A 16,982-nucleotide genomic window follows, 5' to 3' on the forward strand; every position below is an offset into this window, starting at 1 on the left:
ACTATTGGATTTGCAACAGTTTTACTCTCAGACGAGACGACTTTGCTGCAAAGCTGCGGCAATGAATGACGCAAAGAGCGGGTGCGGGTCAAATGGCTTGCTCTTGAGTTCGGGGTGATATTGCACGCCGATAAACCAGCTATGGTCGGGTCTTTCCACTGTTTCGGGAAGCTCGCCATCCGGTGACATGCCGGAGAATATGAGGCCGGTTTCTTCCAGTCTTTTTACATAGCCCTTGTTCACCTCATAGCGGTGACGATGGCGTTCGCTGATGTCCTGACTGCCATAGATTTCGCTGATCTTCGATCCCTGCTGCAACACGGCATCATAGGCACCGAGCCGCATGGTACCGCCCATGTCCCCGCCAGCTTCGCGCTTTTGCAGGCCTTCTTCGGTCATCCATTCGGTGATCAGACCGACGACAGGCTCTTCGGTTGCGCCAAATTCTGTGGTCGATGCGGTGTCAATGCCGGCCAGATTGCGCGCGGCTTCGACGCAGGCCATTTGCATACCCAGGCAGATACCAAAAAACGGGATATCATTTTCGCGGGCAAATTTGACTGAGCCGATCTTGCCTTCGCTACCGCGTTCGCCAAAGCCGCCCGGCACCAAAATAGCGTGAAGCGGCTCCAGTTTGGCGGCAAGATCTTCTTCATTCTCGAACAGTTCCGCATCCAGCCAACGGACCTGCACCTTGACCCGATTCGCCAGGCCGCCGTGAAACAGGGCTTCCTGAAGCGATTTATAGGCATCTTGCAGACCGACATATTTGCCAACCACGCCAACGATGACTTCGCCTTCCGGGTTTTCGATCCGCTCCATGACATCATACCAGCGCGACAAGTCAGGCGCCGGCGCGTCCTCGATGCCGAAAGCGCGGAGCACTTCGGTGTCGAGACCTTCATTATGATATTGCAGCGGCACGTTATAGATGTTGCTGGCGTCCAATGCCGGAATCACCGATTCTTTGCGGACATTACAGAATTGGGCAATTTTGGCCCGCTCCGTATCGGGCAGCGGATGTTCACAGCGGCAGAGCAAAATGTCCGGCTGGATCCCCAGCGAGGTTAATTCCCTGACGCTATGCTGGGTTGGCTTGGTCTTCAGTTCGCCAGCGGCGGCAATATAAGGCACCAAAGTGACATGCACCGAAATTGCATTGTCCCGGCCGACCTTGTTGCGCAACTGCCGAATCGCTTCGATAAACGGCAGGCTCTCGATATCGCCAACCGTTCCGCCAATTTCGCACAATACAAAATCGATGCCGTCGAGCTTGTCTTCGGCAAATTCCTGGATCGCGTCGGTGACATGCGGAATGACCTGCACGGTGGCGCCGAGATAGTCGCCGCGACGCTCTTTGGTGATGATAGACTGGTAGATTCGACCCGACGTGACATTGTCGGATTGCAGCGACGGAACGCCGGTGAACCGTTCATAATGGCCAAGATCAAGGTCGGTCTCCGCACCATCGTCGGTGACATAGACTTCGCCGTGCTGATAGGGCGACATAGTGCCCGGATCAACGTTGAGATAGGGGTCGAGTTTCCGGATCCGCACGGAAAATCCGCGGGCTTGCAAAAGAGCACCAAGGCTCGCAGCCATCAGACCTTTGCCAAGAGAGGAAACCACACCGCCGGTAATGAAAATATATCGCGCCATGGGAGAAGAGGCTTAAGCGGTTAACCCCACTTATGGCAATCCCGCGAATCCGGAAAAACGAAATAAATATTAATTTGATTTGGTCAGAGCAGGCGCATCAAGGGTTTGTCGTCCGGGCAGGCCCGGACGCTTGTCGAAACGTTCAACATCAAAACCGATTATTGGGTCGGAAACAGCCTATTGGTCGAGCGGGATATTGCCGTCCGAGTTGGCAGCAGGTGCCGGGCTCTCGCCAGCAGCAGCAGCGGCAGCGGCCAACGGATCGTCTCCGACCAGCGGCACTTCATTAGCAGGCGCTGAAACCGGCGCGCTGGTGTCGCGTTGCAGACTCTGGTCGATTGATTCGACCTTGCCTTCAGCAGCGGCCAGAACCGCCAACGTGATCGACAAGGAGACAAAAAGCACGGCCAGTGTTGCGGTAGTCCGCGTCAGCAAGTCGCCAGCGCCGCGCGCCGACATCATGCCGGAAGGCGATCCGCCAACACCCAGTCCGCCGCCTTCGGATTTTTGCATCAAAATAATGCCGACCAGCATGGCGGCTACAATGGCTTGAAGGACGGTAAGAAATAGAAACATGGATTTTCCGAACTAATAAGGCGAGCATGCGCTCCGACGTGCAGCGCACATAGCGATTGATAGAGCGACATTCAAGCGATGATCCATCACCGCTCAATAGCCAAAGTTAGTCAAAGTTAGGGCCCAGGAAGGTTGGAAACGCGTAATGTCGGACAGATTCTAACAAAAGTTGGAAATCTTGTTTCCCAATGTCTCCAACATTTGACAGACCCAATCCAGCGATCCGTCCTGCCTGTCCGGCGACAATCTCCGGCGTTATTCACACAGCGGCAGCGGCCTCGATAATCGGTCCGAATTTTGCGGCCGTTAGACTCGCGCCGCCAACCAGCCCACCATCGACATTGGCGATTGCCAGCAATTCCGCTGCGTTGCCGCCATTCATCGAACCGCCATAGAGAATGCGAACTGCGTCGCTGCCCTGCCCCATCAATTCCCCGAGCTTCTCCCGGATCGCTGCATGCATTTCCGCCACGTCGCTGGATTCGGGAACCCGGCCGGTACCGATGGCCCAAACCGGTTCATAAGCGATAGTCAGCCAGTCTGGGCTTGCGCCTGCGGGGAAAGACCGGGCCAGTTGGACCGTGACTATTTCAATCGCCTGACCGGCATCGCGCTCCTCTTCGGTCTCGCCGACGCAGATAATCGCACCCATGCCAGCCGCGTGAACCGCCTCCGCCTTGGCCTTCACTTCGGAATCGCCTTCCTGCTGATCGGCGCGACGTTCGCTGTGGCCGAGAATCGAGTAAGTAGCGCCAGCTTCCTGAAGCATCGCGGTCGACAGGCAGCCGGTGTGGGCACCATTTTCGGCAAAATGACAGTCTTGTGCGCCAATCGCAAAGTCGGGGTTGGCCTGGACAGCGGCAGCGATCAGCGTCGCCGGCGGACAGATGCCTACGTCTGCACCTTCATGATTGGCAGCGATTGCCGCAATCGCTGCAATATCCGCAAGCTGCGCGCGCAGCCCGTTCATTTTCCAATTGCCGACAATATATTTGCGATTTGCCATGATGCCCTCTGCCTTTTTGTTTTTGTGATCGCCGTCCGCTATCAAATATCCTTCGCCTTGCCAATTTTCTTCCGCAGTCTTTTGCTTGAACCACAAAGCCAAGCCGCCTAAAGCAAGCGCAAATCCAACTCCCGCAATGGAACATCTCTTTTATGATCAGTTTTTTCCGTCGTATTTTTTCGTCGAAACTCGGCCTTTTTCTGACCTTCAGTTTCGTCGCGTTGATCGCCATAGCTTTTGCTACGGCCGACGTTTCGAGTAGCGGCACTTTCGGCGGGGTTACCGGTTCGGGCACAGCGGCCAAAGTAGGTGATAGCAAGCTTTCCACTTCCGAACTCAGCCAGTCGGTAAACAATGCTTTTCGCGGCGAGCAGCGTGAGAATACCGCGCTTGACCTTAAAACCTATATCAACGGCGGCGGTTTCGATGATGTGCTAGAACGGCTGATCAACAGCTTTGCCATCTCCGATTTCGGCACCAAATATGGCATGGCTGCCGGCAAGCGGCTGGTTGACGGCGAAATCGCCGGTATTCCCAACTTTCAGGGAGCAGACGGGCAGTTTAGCGAAGAAAATTTCCGGCGCGCCATGCAGCAACAGGGCATAAACGAAGCGCAATTGCGCAGCGATTTTACCCGCAACCTGCTGGCTGACCAATTACTGACACCTGCCGGTTTCGGCGTAGCTGTACCGCAGAAGCTTGTAGTCCCTTATGCTTCGCTGCTGCTGGAATCACGCCAAGGCCAGATTGCAACCATTCCTTCGGTTGCCTTCATCGACAAGAGTCAGCCAGCCAAAGCAGCGGTCGCGGCCTTTTATGCCAAAAACGCATCGCGCTACACGATCCCCGAGCGCCGGACGATCCGCTACGCTATTTTCGAAAAATCACGGTTCGAAGGCAAGATCAAGCCGACGGAAAAGGAAATCGCGGGCTTTTATAATCTCAACAAGAAAAGATATTCGGCTAGCGAGACCCGCAGTCTCAGCCAAGTCATCGTTCCGACCGAGGCTGCTGCCAAAGCCCTGGCTAACAAAATCGGCAGCGGCACTTCCATCGCGCAGGCGGCCCAGTCGGTTGGCCTGTCCGCCGCCGACCTCGGCCCGACCAGCAAGGCAGACTTCGTCAACAGCGCATCGCAGGCTGTTGCCAATGCCGCCTTTACCGCCAATTCGGGTGCAGTTGCCGGGCCTGCGCAGAGCGCGCTCGGCTGGCACATAGTGATGGTCAAGGATATCAAGCAGATCCCCGGCCGCACATTGGAACAGGCCCGCGCCGAGATTGTCAGCGAACTGACCCGCACCAAAACCGACGAAGCAATAGCAGACCTGACCATCCGGCTTGAGGATGAATTTGCTGATGGAGCGACGCTTGCCGACATTGCCAAGGCGGAACAGCTAAAGGTCGAAGCGACCCCTGCTCTGCTTGCCAATGGCCAGAATCCCAACGATCAAAATTACAAGCCGATCCCAGAGATGCAGCGGCTATTGCCGATCGCCTTTGCGGTGGAAGAAGATTCCGATCCCCAGATCGTGGAAATCATCCCCGGCGAGAAATATGCCGCGATCGATGTGAGCGAAATAGTTCTAGCGGCTCCGCCACCACTCGCGCAGATCGAGCAACTGGTCACCCGTGATTATATGCTGAGCGAAGGGTCGAAAAAAGCCAAGGCCGTTGCGGACAAGATTGCCAAGGCAGTCAGTGGCGGCTCTTCATTATCCAAAGCGATCGCCGATGCCGGTGTGCAACTGCCTCGCCCACAACAGATCAGCTCGACCAGAGCGGATCTCGCCCGGCAAGGTCAGCAAGGCCAAGTGCCTGCACCACTCAGCCTGATGTTCAGCATGGCGCAAGGCACCGCCAAGTCCTTGCAAGCCCCGCGCGACCAAGGTTGGTTCGTGGTGGTTCTAGACAAGCTCAATCCCGGCGATGCATCCAAGCGCGACGATTTGCTGCAAGCGACAAAGGCCCAATTCAAGCAGGTTATCGGCAATGAATATACCGCACAGTTCATCAACGCGATGAAGGCCGATATCGGTGTGAAGCGTAACGAAGACACGCTCTCCGCGCTGAAAAAGCAGCTGCTGGGCGGTAACTGAAGCAGCCATGGCGGGCAGTTTCGGTACAGAAGCGGCGCGCGCGGCACTTGAGGGCGGCAAGCCGGCCCTGATCTGGCGACGGCAGGTCGCGGATACCGAAACCCCGGTGTCTGCTGCCTTGAAGTTGATGGAAGAAGGTCGCGGCGACTATTTGCTCGAATCGGTTGAAGGTGGCGAGACCAGAGGTCGCCACAGCATGATCGGCCTTGCCCCTGATCTGGTGTTCAGGGCCGATGGCAAGCAGGCAGCGATCAATCGCAGCTGGTTGCAGGATCGCGAGACATTTGCTCCGGAAAGCGGCGACAGCCTCTCCGCCTTGCGCAGACTGGTCAAGGCCTGCCAGATGGACGTGCCGGAAGAACTGCCCCGCGCCCTCGCCTGTCTGGTCGGCTATTTTGGCTATGAGACAATCGGTCTCGTCGAGAAGTTGCCCCGGGCGCCGCAGTCCGAGCTGAATTTGCCCGACATGCTGTTCGTCCGGCCGACGGTCATCCTGATCTTTGACCGGCTCGCCGATGAACTGTTTCTGGTGGCACCGGTATGGCCGGAGACGCAAGGCGATAGCGAAACGAAGATCGCTTCGGCAGAAGAACGGCTGGATGAAGCGCAGCGGGGCCTGTCCACCGCCGTGCGTCCGGAGCTTGTTGAAGGACGGTTGTCGGACGACGCACAGGCTGACTTCGACAAGCTGAGCCCGAACGGACCGGAGTTTACGCCACAAATCTCTGCGGAAAAATATGGCGAGATGGTGCTGCGGGCCAAAGATTATATCGAGGCCGGTGATATCTTCCAGGTGGTGCTGGCGCAGCGTTTTACCACGCCCTTCACTCTGCCGCCGATAGAATTATATCGCGCATTGCGCCGGATCAATCCGTCTCCTTTCCTGTTCTTCCTCGATCTGCCAGGCTTTGCCCTGACCGGCTCCAGTCCGGAAATATTGGTCCGGGCGCGCGATGGCGAAGTCACCATCCGACCGATCGCCGGAACCCGGCCGCGTGGAGCCAATGCGGCGGAGGATAAAGCCAATAAGGAAAGCCTGCTCGCCGATCCCAAGGAGCGGGCCGAACATTTGATGCTGCTCGATCTAGGCAGAAATGACGTTGGCCGGGTAGCAGCCGCGAGCAGCGTCGAGGTCACCGACAGCTATACCGTCGAATTTTACAGCCACGTGATGCATATCGTCTCCAACGTAGTCGGAAAACTTGCTCCGGACAAAGACGCGCTAGACGCCCTGTTCGCGGGTTTCCCCGCCGGCACCGTCAGCGGCGCGCCCAAAGTCCGCGCCTGCGAAATCATCGCCGAGCTCGAACCCGAAACCCGCGGCGCCTATGCCGGCGGCGTCGGCTATTTCTCCCCCGATGGCAGCATGGACAGCTGTATCGTGCTGAGAACCGGGATCGTGAAGGACGGCATTCTGCATGTGCAGGCAGGCGCGGGAATCGTGGCGGACAGCGATCCGGCTTATGAGTTAGCCGAATGCCGGGCCAAGGCTGGTGCTTTGCTGGCGGCAGCGAAAGAGGCCGTGAAGCGGGCGCGGGATGTGGGGTTCGGGCAGTAAGCCGGAATGTCTGCTTCCGCCGCGAAAATGTCGTGTCCGGCTTGGATTGCCAACGGGACCCGTGCGCTGTAATGCCAGCGAATGTCAAAAGCTGATCGTCTTGACCGCCTAGATGCCCGCCGTTCCGGTCTCGAAACGGACTATGAGGCCGTGCTTCTCGATGCGTTGCGAACAGCAGCCGCTGGCAAGTGGGGCCTGTTTGACCACAATGGTGATCGCGCCACCCGCGCCGCCATCGCTCCGACAATCAATGAACTGCAGGAATTGGGCGAGGAAATAGACCGGGCACGGGAAATTCTCTTCATGCCGCCCTTCGAACTGCAACAGCAGTTTCTCGCCTCACGCGGTCCGGTCGCTCCGCAAGCCGTAGGCGAACCGAAACAGGCACGGGCCTGGCTGGATCGCCTCGCCTCCGCTGTCGACGATCAGGGCAGCTAGATCCGGAACCGCGACTAGAACGCGCCTTTCCACAAAACTTCCAGAGACAGTGCCCGTCATAGGCCATAGCAAGTTTTGATCGCTGGCACTTTATTCCAGCATCTTCGGCGCTTCCTTCTGCAGCTTCGCTTTAATCTTGTTGGCGAACATCGCCAGCATTGGCGGCAGTTCGAGAACGGCGTAAACCTCGTCTTCGCGGACGTGCATGTCGCTGACGATGCGCTGGCCGACCGCTTCCAGGGTGAAATGGAGATGATCCTCTTCCCAGTGATGATCGGTCAGGCTGGCGCCCGGGATGATATCGCTCAGGGTGTGAATGCCGCTACCGATCCGGCTTTTGGCTTCGGCGAGACCCAATTTATGCGGAATATTGACGGTGACCGGTTCGCCCATGATGATTCTCCAAACAGACATGTTACTAAAGCCGCTAGTCCCGAGCCTGTCGAAGGACGCCTATAGACGGAGGGCGCGCTTGGACAAGCTCGGTGCTAACGGCAGGTGCTTGGCAATTTCTCTATCACCGCATGCGCGTAGGTCAAAGCCTTCGCGGAAACACTTGGCCTGCCGATAATTTCCGATTAGGCAGCTTTGCATGATCCTCGTTATCGACAATTATGACAGCTTCACCTTCAACCTGGTCCATTATCTGATGGAATTGGGTGCAGAGGTGCGGGTGGAGCGTAACGACGCGCTCACCGCCACCGAAGCCCTCAGGACCAACGCGCAGGCCTTCCTGATCTCTCCTGGCCCCCGCACGCCCGATCAAGCGGGCATATCGCTCGATCTCGTAGCTGCCTGCGCGGATGCGGAGAAACCCTTGCTCGGCGTGTGTCTCGGCCACCAGAGCATCGGCCAGCATTTCGGCGGCAAGGTTGTTCGCGGCGGATTGATGCACGGCAAGACTTCCGCAGTGAACCACGACAATAGCGGTGTGTTTGCAGGATTGCCTTCGCCTTATACCGCGACCCGCTATCACTCGCTGATCGTCAACGATATTCCCGATAGCCTGCACGTTAATGCGACCGCCGAAGACGGCTCGGTCATGGGTTTTCGTCATCAAAGTCTGCCGATCCACGGGGTGCAATTCCACCCGGAAAGCATCGCTACCGAACATGGCCATGCGCTGCTGGCCAATTTCATGGCGATTGCGGGGATCGAAGCAAAGGCACTGGCATGAGATTGCCCGATCCCGCGCATCCGCTATCCGAACCAGCTGCCCGAGAGACATTTGCCGCGATACTGGACGGCGGCTGTTCGGCGGAAGAGATCACGACATTCCTGATTGGCATCGCCGACCGCGGCGAGACCGCCAGCGAAATAGCAGCGGCGGCCAGCGAAATGCGCGCCCGGATGATCGGCGTTGATGCGCCCGAAAACGCGATTGATGTCTGCGGCACCGGCGGCGACGGCAGCCACAGTCTGAATATCTCCACCGCCACCGCGCTGGTGGTTGCCGCCTGCGACATACCAATGGCAAAGCACGGCAATCGCGCCGCCTCCAGCAAGTCGGGCGCAGCCGATACACTGGAAGCGCTAGGGCTCGACCTTGCCAAAGCAGCGACCAATGGCGAACAAAGCCTGCGCGAGATCGGTATCGCCTTTTTCTTTGCCCCCAACCACCATCCGGCACTGGGCCCGCTCGCTCCGATCCGCAAGGCAATCGGACGGCGGACGATCTTCAATCTGCTCGGCCCTCTTTGCAATCCGGCGCGGGTCAAACGCCAGCTGATCGGCGTTGCATCGCCCGATCTGGTGGAACTCTATGCCGAAGCGGCAGCGCAACTGGGCTATGACAAGGCGATGATCGTCTCCGGCGAGGAAGGCCTCGACGAGCTCAGCATTTCCGGTCCTAGCCGGGTTGCGATGATCGAAAACGGAAGCGTCACATTGAGCCGCATCACGCCGGAAGACGCGGGCCTGCCCCGCCATGCTGCCGAAGCTATCAAGGGCGGTGACGCGCAATATAATGCAGCGGCCTTGCGGGCGTTGCTGCTGGGTGAAAAATCCGCTTATCGCGATGCGGTATTGCTCAACAGCGCCGCTGCGCTGATGGTTGCCGGAGAAGTCGACAGCTGGGAAGAAGGTGTCGAAGAAGCGGCGGAAGCGCTCGACAAGGGACTTGCCAAAGCGATGCTCGACTGCTGGATAGCCAATCAATGAACAAGCTCGACGAAATCTGCGCAGCCAAGCGCGACCATGTCCGGCAGCGGCAAGCCGTTGTGTCGGCCTCGACACTGCGCGACGACATCCAGCAACAGACTCCACCGCGCGGTTTTGTTGCCGCTATCAAGGAAAAGTCTGCCAATGGCTTTGCACTGATCGCCGAAATCAAGAAAGCCAGCCCGTCCAAGGGGCTGATCCGCGAGGATTTCGATCCCCCGGCCCATGCGCGGGCCTATCAGGCGGGTGGCGCAGCCTGCCTGTCGGTTTTGACCGACATTCCCTATTTTCAGGGCGCGGACGAATATCTCGTCTCTGCTCGCGCCGCTGTCGACCTGCCCTGCTTGCGCAAGGATTTCATGGTCGACCCGTGGCAGGTCGCCGAATCGCGGGCGCTTGGTGCCGATGCGATATTGATCATCATGGCGGCGCTGGACGATGGGCTGGCAGCCGAGATCGAAGCCAAGGCGATATCGCACGGCATGGACGTGCTGATCGAGGTTCATGATGAAATCGAGCTGGAGCGGGCGCTGAAACTGCAATCGCCATTGCTCGGGATCAACAACCGCAATTTGAAGACATTCGAGACCAGCATCGAGCAGACCGAGCGCCTGTCCAAGCTGGTCCCGGATGACCGGATCATGGTCTCCGAGAGCGGCATCTTCACCCACGAGGATTGCCAGCGCCTGTCCGGATCCGGCGCGCGCACGTTTCTGGTCGGTGAATCCCTGATGCGGCAGGATGATGTCGAAGCGGCGACGCGGCAGCTATTGACGGGAACAGCATGAGCAAATTGACCCATATCGACGGCGATGGCGCAGCCCATATGGTCGATGTCGGCGGTAAGGCCAACACCGTCCGCGAAGCCCGCGCCGAGGGCCGGATCACCCTGGCACCGGAAACATTGGAAGCGATAAAGACCAATGCAATCAAGAAGGGTGACGTGCTCGCCACCGCAAGGATCGCCGGGATCATGGCGGCCAAGAAAACCAGCGATCTGATCCCCTTGTGCCACCCGCTGGCGCTGACCAAGGTGGCGGTGGATTTCACCTTCCTCGATGACGGCATCAAGATATCATCCATGGCGCGACTGACCGGAAAAACCGGCGTTGAAATGGAAGCATTAACAGCTTGTTCTGTCGCACTCCTAACAATATATGATATGTCGAAAGCGATGCAGAAAGACATGGTGATCGGCGATATCCGGCTAATCTCCAAAAGCGGAGGAAAATCGGGAGACTGGGTCGCGCCATGAGCGGCCTGTTGCCTCTGGACGAAGCCCAGAAACGGCTGATAGCCTTGGCAACCCGCCTGCCCTCCGAAAGCCTTCCCGTGCATAACGCATGGAATCACTATCTTGCCGAGAATCTGATTGCCAAGCGCGACCAGCCGGCGGCCGATATGTCGGCGATGGATGGCTATGCGATCCGCTTTGAAGATAGGGACGGCCCATGGACATTGGTCGGCGAGTGCAAGGCCGGAAGCCCGCCCTGCCGCGCGTTGCAGCCCGGAGAGACCGCCCGTATCTTCACTGGAGCCCTGCTGCCCGAGGGCGCCGATACCGTGGTCATGCAGGAAAATGTCGCGGCCGACGGCCAGACCATCCGCCTGACCGAAGAACCATCGCCGAGCAGAGGCCGTCATGTCAGGCACAAGGGCGGCGATTTCGAACGCGGCGATCGCGGTTTGCCTGCAGGCAGCTTGCTCAACCCCGCCGCATTGGGCCAGGCGGTAATCGCAGGCTATGGCGAGCTTTTGGTCGGCAAGCGGCCAAGGGTCGCGGTGGTCTCGACCGGAGACGAACTGGTTGCCCCCGGCCAGGACAGTCTACCCCACCAGATACCCGCCAGCAATGACGTCATGGTGGCAAGCCTATTATCGGGAATGACAGCCGAAACCCGCAGCCTGAGCCGCATCGCCGACGATATGGAAACATTGTGCGCGGCGCTGGAAAGCGCGCGGGATTGTGACGTCATTGTCACTATCGGCGGCGCATCGGTCGGCGACCATGATCTGGTCGGACCGGCCTTTCGCAAGCTCTGCGCGGAGATTGATTTCTACAAGATCGCGATGCAGCCGGGCAAGCCGGTGATGGCGGGCAAGATCGGATCGACCGTGATCTTGGCTCTGCCCGGCAATCCGGCGTCCGCCTTTGTCTCGGCGACCCTGTTTCTGCTGCCGCTGGTCCGCTTCATGGCCGGAGCCGCCCACTATCTCCCTGATTATCAAAGCGCCCCGACCAGCGAAGCCCTCCCCGCCACCGGCCCCCGCGCCCAGTTTTTGCGGGCGAAGGTCGATCAGACCGGGATTACACCGTTCAACAGCCAGGATAGCGCCAAGCTTTCGGTACTAGCGGCGGCGAATGCGCTGCTCTGTCGGCCGGCCAATGCGGACGCGGCGGATGTCGGTGAGATGGTTCCTTATATTGCGATATAGTTATCAAGAATCCCGAGAAGATGCTCTATATCAGCAACTTACACGTATATTCTTCGACCTTTTGCTATAGTTTCCTGAGTGCCGTTCGCTATCAATGTGAGCTCATCCCGGCTCTTAGAACATTTCCAAACGATATTCGATCTGCGAGACTGCATAGGTATCGCCATGAGGCTCGATGCTGATCAGGAGATAATCGTCCCTCCCTTCATCCTTGAAGTAGAAAACATCAAAATTATGGTCCTCGACCTGGATTTTTATTGTATTCCAGCGGGACATTATTGCCCTCAGATTGAAGGCTTCAATTGAATCGAGCTCAGGCGGTACTGTGCAATCCGGGTTTTCCCAAGTGTACGTGGCTTCAAAAGGAAACCCGGAGTCGACATCGCTGGCGGGCAACAGGTCAACATGCCCGGTCGTGACGGCTGAGCACTCGCTTTCGACCAGATAGACGAAGAATATTTGTGGCTTCAGCAGGTCGGCAACTGGCGCGCCGTCGCGCAATCGCCCCGCAAACATTTCGACAAAGGCGAGCCTTTGCTGGTTTACAGGCTCGTCGAAATCATCCGATGGAAGCTCGACTGGCGATGCGTCTGTCTGCTGCTGGGTCGTCGCTGCCGCATCTACCGCCATGGCGGTCACATCTTGCACCATTTCAGGCCGGGTCGAACACAGGCCGAGATTGTCGAAATAGGTCCGCGCTGCCGCCGCATCGCCCGCTAATGCGAGCCCCAGCAGGCGATCGGCCTCGTCAGCACCATCGCGAGAGGCGGGATGGTCGCGATCCTCCGTGATGAAAAAATCGACCGCATTCATAGCGGCGGGGAGCTGCAACTGCTCTGTGAAGGCATCCGCAGCGGGTTCCGGGAAGGTGCCGTAACCCAACGCCCCCGCGTGGACCATCCAGCGACCGCTGCAGCGCGCAGCGTCCTTCATGTTGAAGACCATCGGAGTCCTCTGCTCGCCTTCAGCGAAGCCGGCTGTGGCAGTTTTCCAGTCAAGCGGCGCAGGCTTGCTAGCCGACACTGCTCCACCCGATAGCGCTGCTGCGGCGGCACTGGCGATGAACCAGCTGCGAACCGTCAGCGCAGCGTTCAAGGTCGATTCCCCATTTTACATTCCACGCCTTCAAGGATACGCCAGTCATTGGAAGCACTGGACACATAGTGGTCTCTTGTGACGCCCGGAAGGATTTCCCACTTGCCTTCAAAACGGTCATAGGGGACCGCTGAAATATGCAGGCAATGCTCCCCTTCCCAGCGGTCTATCCGCCAATCGTACATCGGATAGAGCGGCGGCCCGGCATTGACAATATAGGGCTCGAGCATGTTTCCGTGGGTTTGCCAGATCGCGAAGCCTTCAAAACCGCCATAATTTGCATCGGACCTTTGCAACGTGGCAAATTTGCTGCCGTCGGGTGAAAAAATCGGTCTGGAGCCCGTATCGATCTCGCGGCCTTGGCGGGCCCGGTCAATCAGTACGTAGCCAAAGGCCTCAAGACCGATCCAGTCGAAGCCGAGGAAACGCTCGCCAAATCGCTCGAGATTGGTGGCCTCGAACATCCATGCGGTTTCCACGCAATAGGTCCTGCTATGCTCGGTCCATATCGCGATCCAGTTGCGCGAAGATGTGGCGACGCCCTCCCAATCGGCTGGCAGGGAGATGGGATCTACGCGGTCGACCGTGATATACGGATCACTCGGCAGGTCGTCGCAAATGGAGATGTCTGGCGCTTCGTTAGCAAGGGCGGGAGCCGCGTGAGCAAGGGCTATCGCCGCAAGGGCGGAACTGCCCGCCATAATGGGACAGTATATTCTGCGCAGCGGCTTTGGTCTCATCTCAGTTACCGCCTTTCCCTGTATTTAAGCGTCTTTTCATAATGTCAGCTAACAGGTTTACAAGAGAAATGGCCAAACGTCCGCAACTGAGGCGTATCCAGAACGAGAGCTTTTTGATCAAAAACGCGAATAGCCGCCATCGGGGCAACGGATCAATTTGATCCATGACCGCTACCGTTCTGCCAATAAATTAACCACTTCCCGCTTGACTTCCCCCGTTTTGTTTCATAATTGTTCCTTATTCGTTCCCAGAACAGGAAACTGGACATGCTCACGCAAAAGCAACATGAACTCCTCTGTTTCATTGATGACAGGCTCAAGGATAGCGGCGTCTCTCCCTCGTTCGAGGAAATGAAGGAGGCGCTCGGCCTGAAGTCGAAATCCGGCATTCACCGGCTGATCAGCGCGCTCGAGGAGCGGCACTTCATTCGCCGCCTGCCCAACCGGGCGCGGGCACTGGAAGTGCTGAAATTGCCGGAAGGTGGCGTGTCGGCGATCGCAGCATCCAACGTGATCACCCTGCATCCCGAAAATCCGGTCCGCGAAGTGGTATCCAATCCTGCGCCTGCCAATAATGATGTTCTGGAAATTCCGCTGCACGGACGGATCGCCGCTGGCGCTCCGATCGAGGCGATGGAAGGCCAGACGGCGCTCAGCGTTCCTGCCGCTTTGCTTGGCCCCGGCGAACATTATGCGCTGGAAGTATCGGGCGATTCGATGATCGACGCCGGTATTCTTGATGGCGATTATGCACTGATCCAGAAAACCGAAGTGGCGCGCGATGGCGAGATTGTTGTGGCCTTGATCCACGAAGAAGAAGCGACTTTGAAATATCTGCGCAAAGAAGGCAGAAGCATCCGTCTCGATCCCGCCAATGCCGCCTATGAACCACAAATATATGGCGAAGGCGAAGTCCGTATCCAGGGCAAGATGGCCGGATTGCTGCGCCGCTACTGATTGGCGCGACGGAGCGGCTTGCGCTCGGCGGTTTCTTTGGCGGACCGGTAGCGGGTCCATATATGCCCGCCGGTCCATTCCACTGCAGTCGAGATTTTCTGCTGCTCCAGATCAATCGTCATGCCGCCGACCTGCGATAGCAAATTGCGGTCGGCCTTGATCCATCGCGGCTGACAGCTGGCCGGCAATCGCCGGTCGCTGACCACGATATCGGCCCGGCGACACGCAGCCGACAAAGCCAGAGCGGAGATATAATGCGAGCTGCGGGTGGCCAGCAGCACCCATTTACGGTCGCTTCCGGTCAAGATAACCAGACATGAATCGACATTACACTGCGCGTCGGGCCAGTCTTCTAGCACCTGAGATTTCCCCTCAACACCGGCATTTTCCAGCATGATATCACGGATGAAATCGCCGCCGCCGGTGCGCAACATCGCCAGTTCCCCGCTATCATTGCGGATGCCGACATGACGTCCGTCGCCGGTGATATAAATGTCCGGCGCGCGGTTCGCCGTGATCATCAGCGCGCCGAGCAAGACCGAAAACAGCCCCCAATAGCGCCACCGCTCCCGCCACAGACAAATCCACAGCCCTCCAAATAGCACCAATCCGAAGGCCATCACCGGCATCGACGGCAACATGGTCACCGCGCCGGGACGACTGGACACGAAATGGGCGAGCGCGATCAGACTGCCCAGCGCCTTGCCGCAAAGCCACCAGACCGGCGCGCCCAGTCCGACGCCATCCAGCCATAACGCCAGCGCCTCCAGCGGCATGATAACGAATGTTGTCAAAGGAATAGCGATGATATTGGCCAAAGCGCCGTAAAGTCCTGCCTTGTGGAAATGATATAATGCAATCGGCATCAGGGCGACTTCGACCACCAGACCGGTCAGGAAGAGCGAGAAGATGAAACGCCCAACCCGGCGGATAAAATGTTCTTCGCGCAGCATCACCAGTGCCTTGATCCACGGATGTTCGTGCAGCGCGATGATCGCGGTTACCGCCGCGAAGCTGAGTTGAAAGCTGGGGCCGACCAGAGATTCGGGCCAGAAGACCAATACGAACAGCGCTCCCGCTGCAACCATCCGCAAGGTGATCGCGCTGCGCCCCATCATCAGGGCAACCAGAACCAGCAAGGCAGCGACACAGGCGCGGATCGTCGGGACCTGTGCGCCGGTCATCAGCGTATAGCCGACCGCCGCCAGCGCCGCGCATGCTGCGGCAACGATCGGCAGCCGGAACCGGAGCGCCAGAGGTGGCGACAAGGCGAGTGTCTTCAACACCAGCACATAGACCGCCCCGACCACGGCGGTCACATGCAACCCGCTGATCGAGAGCAGATGCGCCAGACCGCTGCGCCGCATCGCTTCGGCATCGGCTTCATCGATCGCCCCGCGATCTCCCGTGGCCAATGTCGCTCCGATCGCACCGGCAGCGCCGGGCATTTGCGACTGGACATGCGCGGACAACTGCTGCCGATAACGGGAAAGCGCGAACAGAGGATCGGCTGGACGCAATATCCGGATATCTCCCAGCGCCTGACCGGTAGCACCGAGCCCTAGAAACCACGCCCTCTCGGAAAAATCATAAGCCCCCGGCAGCGCGGGCATCGCCGGTGGCATCAACCGCGCGCGCAACTGGATCACTGCACCATTTTGCAGTTCGGCAGTTGCCCGTTCGAGCGGGACATTCACCCGGACGCGCGGTGGAAGCTGTGAATCTTCTCCGGTCACCAGCACAAGCCGCACCATGTCCCTCGCCAATACCGGCTCCACCCGTTCGATCTCAGCGTTGAAACTGGTGACGACGGGCCGTTCCAATACCGGCGCTGCGACCTGAGAGGACCGGAACCAGATGAGAATGCAACCCAAAGCGGCGAACAGACAGAACCAGAAAAGAGCGCTCGCTGTCCGGCTTTCTCGTCCCCGCATCACCGCGAACATGGCGACCGAAGCGCAAATGCAGATGAAGGCAAGCCACCATGACGGAGAAGCCAGATTGAACCATGCGGCGATCCCGCAGCCCAGCGCCACCGGCAACCACAAGGGCAATTGGTCGCGCTCCTTTTCGAACAGCCGTTCGGGCTTTTCGAGAGGCCTTTCTCGCCGCAGCAATTCAATCAATTGTCGCGGATGAAACAGCATGCTAAGGGCGAGACTGATCGAACCGGAACCGGTGCTCATGGTACCATTCGGGCTCAATCCATCCCGCATTTTCCAAACCTATCACAGGGGCCAAGCAAGCGTGAATTCAAATGA

At 58.3% G+C, this 16,982-nt stretch carries 16 protein-coding genes; 9 read left to right on the forward strand and 7 right to left on the reverse strand.

Going from position 1 to position 16,982, the window contains the following annotated elements:
• Positions 1-27: 27 nt before the first annotated feature.
• The 3 genes from V7680_RS00795 to tpiA form a co-directional block, all read right to left on the reverse strand.
• The gene (locus tag V7680_RS00795) at positions 28-1,659 is read right to left on the reverse strand and encodes a CTP synthase (RefSeq protein WP_335651380.1); all 1,632 of its coding nucleotides are present in this window, start codon (positions 1,657-1,659) and stop codon (positions 28-30) included.
• A 177-nt stretch (positions 1,660-1,836) separates the two neighbouring features.
• A complete protein-coding gene (gene secG / locus V7680_RS00800) occupies positions 1,837-2,235 on the reverse strand; it encodes a preprotein translocase subunit SecG (RefSeq protein ID WP_335651381.1) in 399 nt (132 codons plus the stop codon).
• Positions 2,236-2,494: 259 nt separating this feature from the next.
• On the reverse strand, positions 2,495-3,241 hold the full coding sequence (tpiA, locus tag V7680_RS00805; protein WP_335651382.1) for a triose-phosphate isomerase: 747 nt from the start codon (positions 3,239-3,241) through the stop codon (positions 2,495-2,497).
• A 152-nt stretch (positions 3,242-3,393) separates the two neighbouring features.
• Between tpiA and V7680_RS00810 the strand changes: the two genes are divergently transcribed.
• From V7680_RS00810 to V7680_RS00820, 3 genes are all read left to right on the forward strand, one after another.
• The gene (locus V7680_RS00810) at positions 3,394-5,337 is read left to right on the forward strand and encodes a peptidylprolyl isomerase (protein WP_335651383.1); all 1,944 of its coding nucleotides are present in this window, start codon (positions 3,394-3,396) and stop codon (positions 5,335-5,337) included.
• Between the two features lie 7 nt (positions 5,338-5,344).
• Positions 5,345-6,895, forward strand: coding sequence for an anthranilate synthase component I (trpE, locus tag V7680_RS00815; protein ID WP_335651384.1), 1,551 nt, complete (start codon positions 5,345-5,347; stop codon positions 6,893-6,895).
• Between the two features lie 81 nt (positions 6,896-6,976).
• Positions 6,977-7,333, forward strand: a complete 357-nt coding sequence (locus V7680_RS00820) for a hypothetical protein (RefSeq protein ID WP_335651385.1) — start codon at positions 6,977-6,979, stop codon at positions 7,331-7,333.
• A 90-nt stretch (positions 7,334-7,423) separates the two neighbouring features.
• Here the strand turns inward: V7680_RS00820 and V7680_RS00825 are convergent, their stop codons facing one another.
• Positions 7,424-7,726 carry a polyhydroxyalkanoic acid system family protein gene (locus V7680_RS00825; protein WP_335651386.1) on the reverse strand — a complete coding sequence of 101 codons (303 nt, stop codon included), beginning with the start codon at positions 7,724-7,726 and terminating at the stop codon, positions 7,424-7,426.
• A gap of 199 nt (positions 7,727-7,925) precedes the next feature.
• Between V7680_RS00825 and V7680_RS00830 the strand changes: the two genes are divergently transcribed.
• The 5 genes from V7680_RS00830 to V7680_RS00850 are packed head-to-tail and all read left to right on the forward strand — an operon-like array spanning position 7,926 to position 11,929.
• On the forward strand, positions 7,926-8,510 hold the full coding sequence (locus tag V7680_RS00830) for an anthranilate synthase component II (RefSeq protein ID WP_335651387.1): 585 nt from the start codon (positions 7,926-7,928) through the stop codon (positions 8,508-8,510).
• A complete protein-coding gene (gene trpD, locus V7680_RS00835; protein ID WP_335651388.1) occupies positions 8,507-9,493 on the forward strand; it encodes an anthranilate phosphoribosyltransferase in 987 nt (328 codons plus the stop codon). Before V7680_RS00830 ends, trpD begins: the two co-directional genes overlap by 4 nt.
• Positions 9,490-10,281: an indole-3-glycerol phosphate synthase TrpC gene (gene trpC, locus V7680_RS00840; protein WP_335651389.1), complete on the forward strand. Its 792-nt coding sequence runs from the start codon at positions 9,490-9,492 to the stop codon at positions 10,279-10,281. The genes trpD and trpC overlap by 4 nt, the downstream gene beginning before the upstream one ends.
• Positions 10,278-10,748: a cyclic pyranopterin monophosphate synthase MoaC gene (gene moaC / locus V7680_RS00845; protein WP_335651390.1), complete on the forward strand. Its 471-nt coding sequence runs from the start codon at positions 10,278-10,280 to the stop codon at positions 10,746-10,748. The genes trpC and moaC overlap by 4 nt, the downstream gene beginning before the upstream one ends.
• Entirely contained in the window at positions 10,745-11,929 is a 1,185-nt protein-coding gene (locus V7680_RS00850; protein WP_335651391.1) for a molybdopterin molybdotransferase MoeA, read from the forward strand. The genes moaC and V7680_RS00850 overlap by 4 nt, the downstream gene beginning before the upstream one ends.
• 114 nt (positions 11,930-12,043) lie before the next feature.
• Here the strand turns inward: V7680_RS00850 and V7680_RS00855 are convergent, their stop codons facing one another.
• Together V7680_RS00855 and V7680_RS00860 are read right to left on the reverse strand one after the other, a co-directional pair.
• Positions 12,044-13,024, reverse strand: a complete 981-nt coding sequence (locus V7680_RS00855; RefSeq protein WP_335651392.1) for a hypothetical protein — start codon at positions 13,022-13,024, stop codon at positions 12,044-12,046.
• A complete protein-coding gene (locus V7680_RS00860; protein ID WP_335651393.1) occupies positions 13,021-13,725 on the reverse strand; it encodes a hypothetical protein in 705 nt (234 codons plus the stop codon). Before V7680_RS00860 ends, V7680_RS00855 begins: the two co-directional genes overlap by 4 nt.
• Before the next feature lie 306 nt (positions 13,726-14,031).
• Between V7680_RS00860 and lexA the strand changes: the two genes are divergently transcribed.
• Positions 14,032-14,721: a transcriptional repressor LexA gene (lexA, locus tag V7680_RS00865; RefSeq protein WP_335651394.1), complete on the forward strand. Its 690-nt coding sequence runs from the start codon at positions 14,032-14,034 to the stop codon at positions 14,719-14,721.
• On the opposite strand, the gene V7680_RS00870 is transcribed toward lexA, so the two are convergent.
• Complete coding sequence (locus V7680_RS00870; protein WP_335651395.1) at positions 14,715-16,907, reverse strand: ComEC/Rec2 family competence protein; 2,193 nt, start codon at positions 16,905-16,907, stop codon at positions 14,715-14,717. The genes lexA and V7680_RS00870 overlap by 7 nt on opposite strands.
• Positions 16,908-16,982: the final 75 nt, after the last annotated feature.

The organism is Parasphingorhabdus sp. (assembly GCF_036963705.1).
Lineage (GTDB): Bacteria > Pseudomonadota > Alphaproteobacteria > Sphingomonadales > Sphingomonadaceae > Parasphingorhabdus.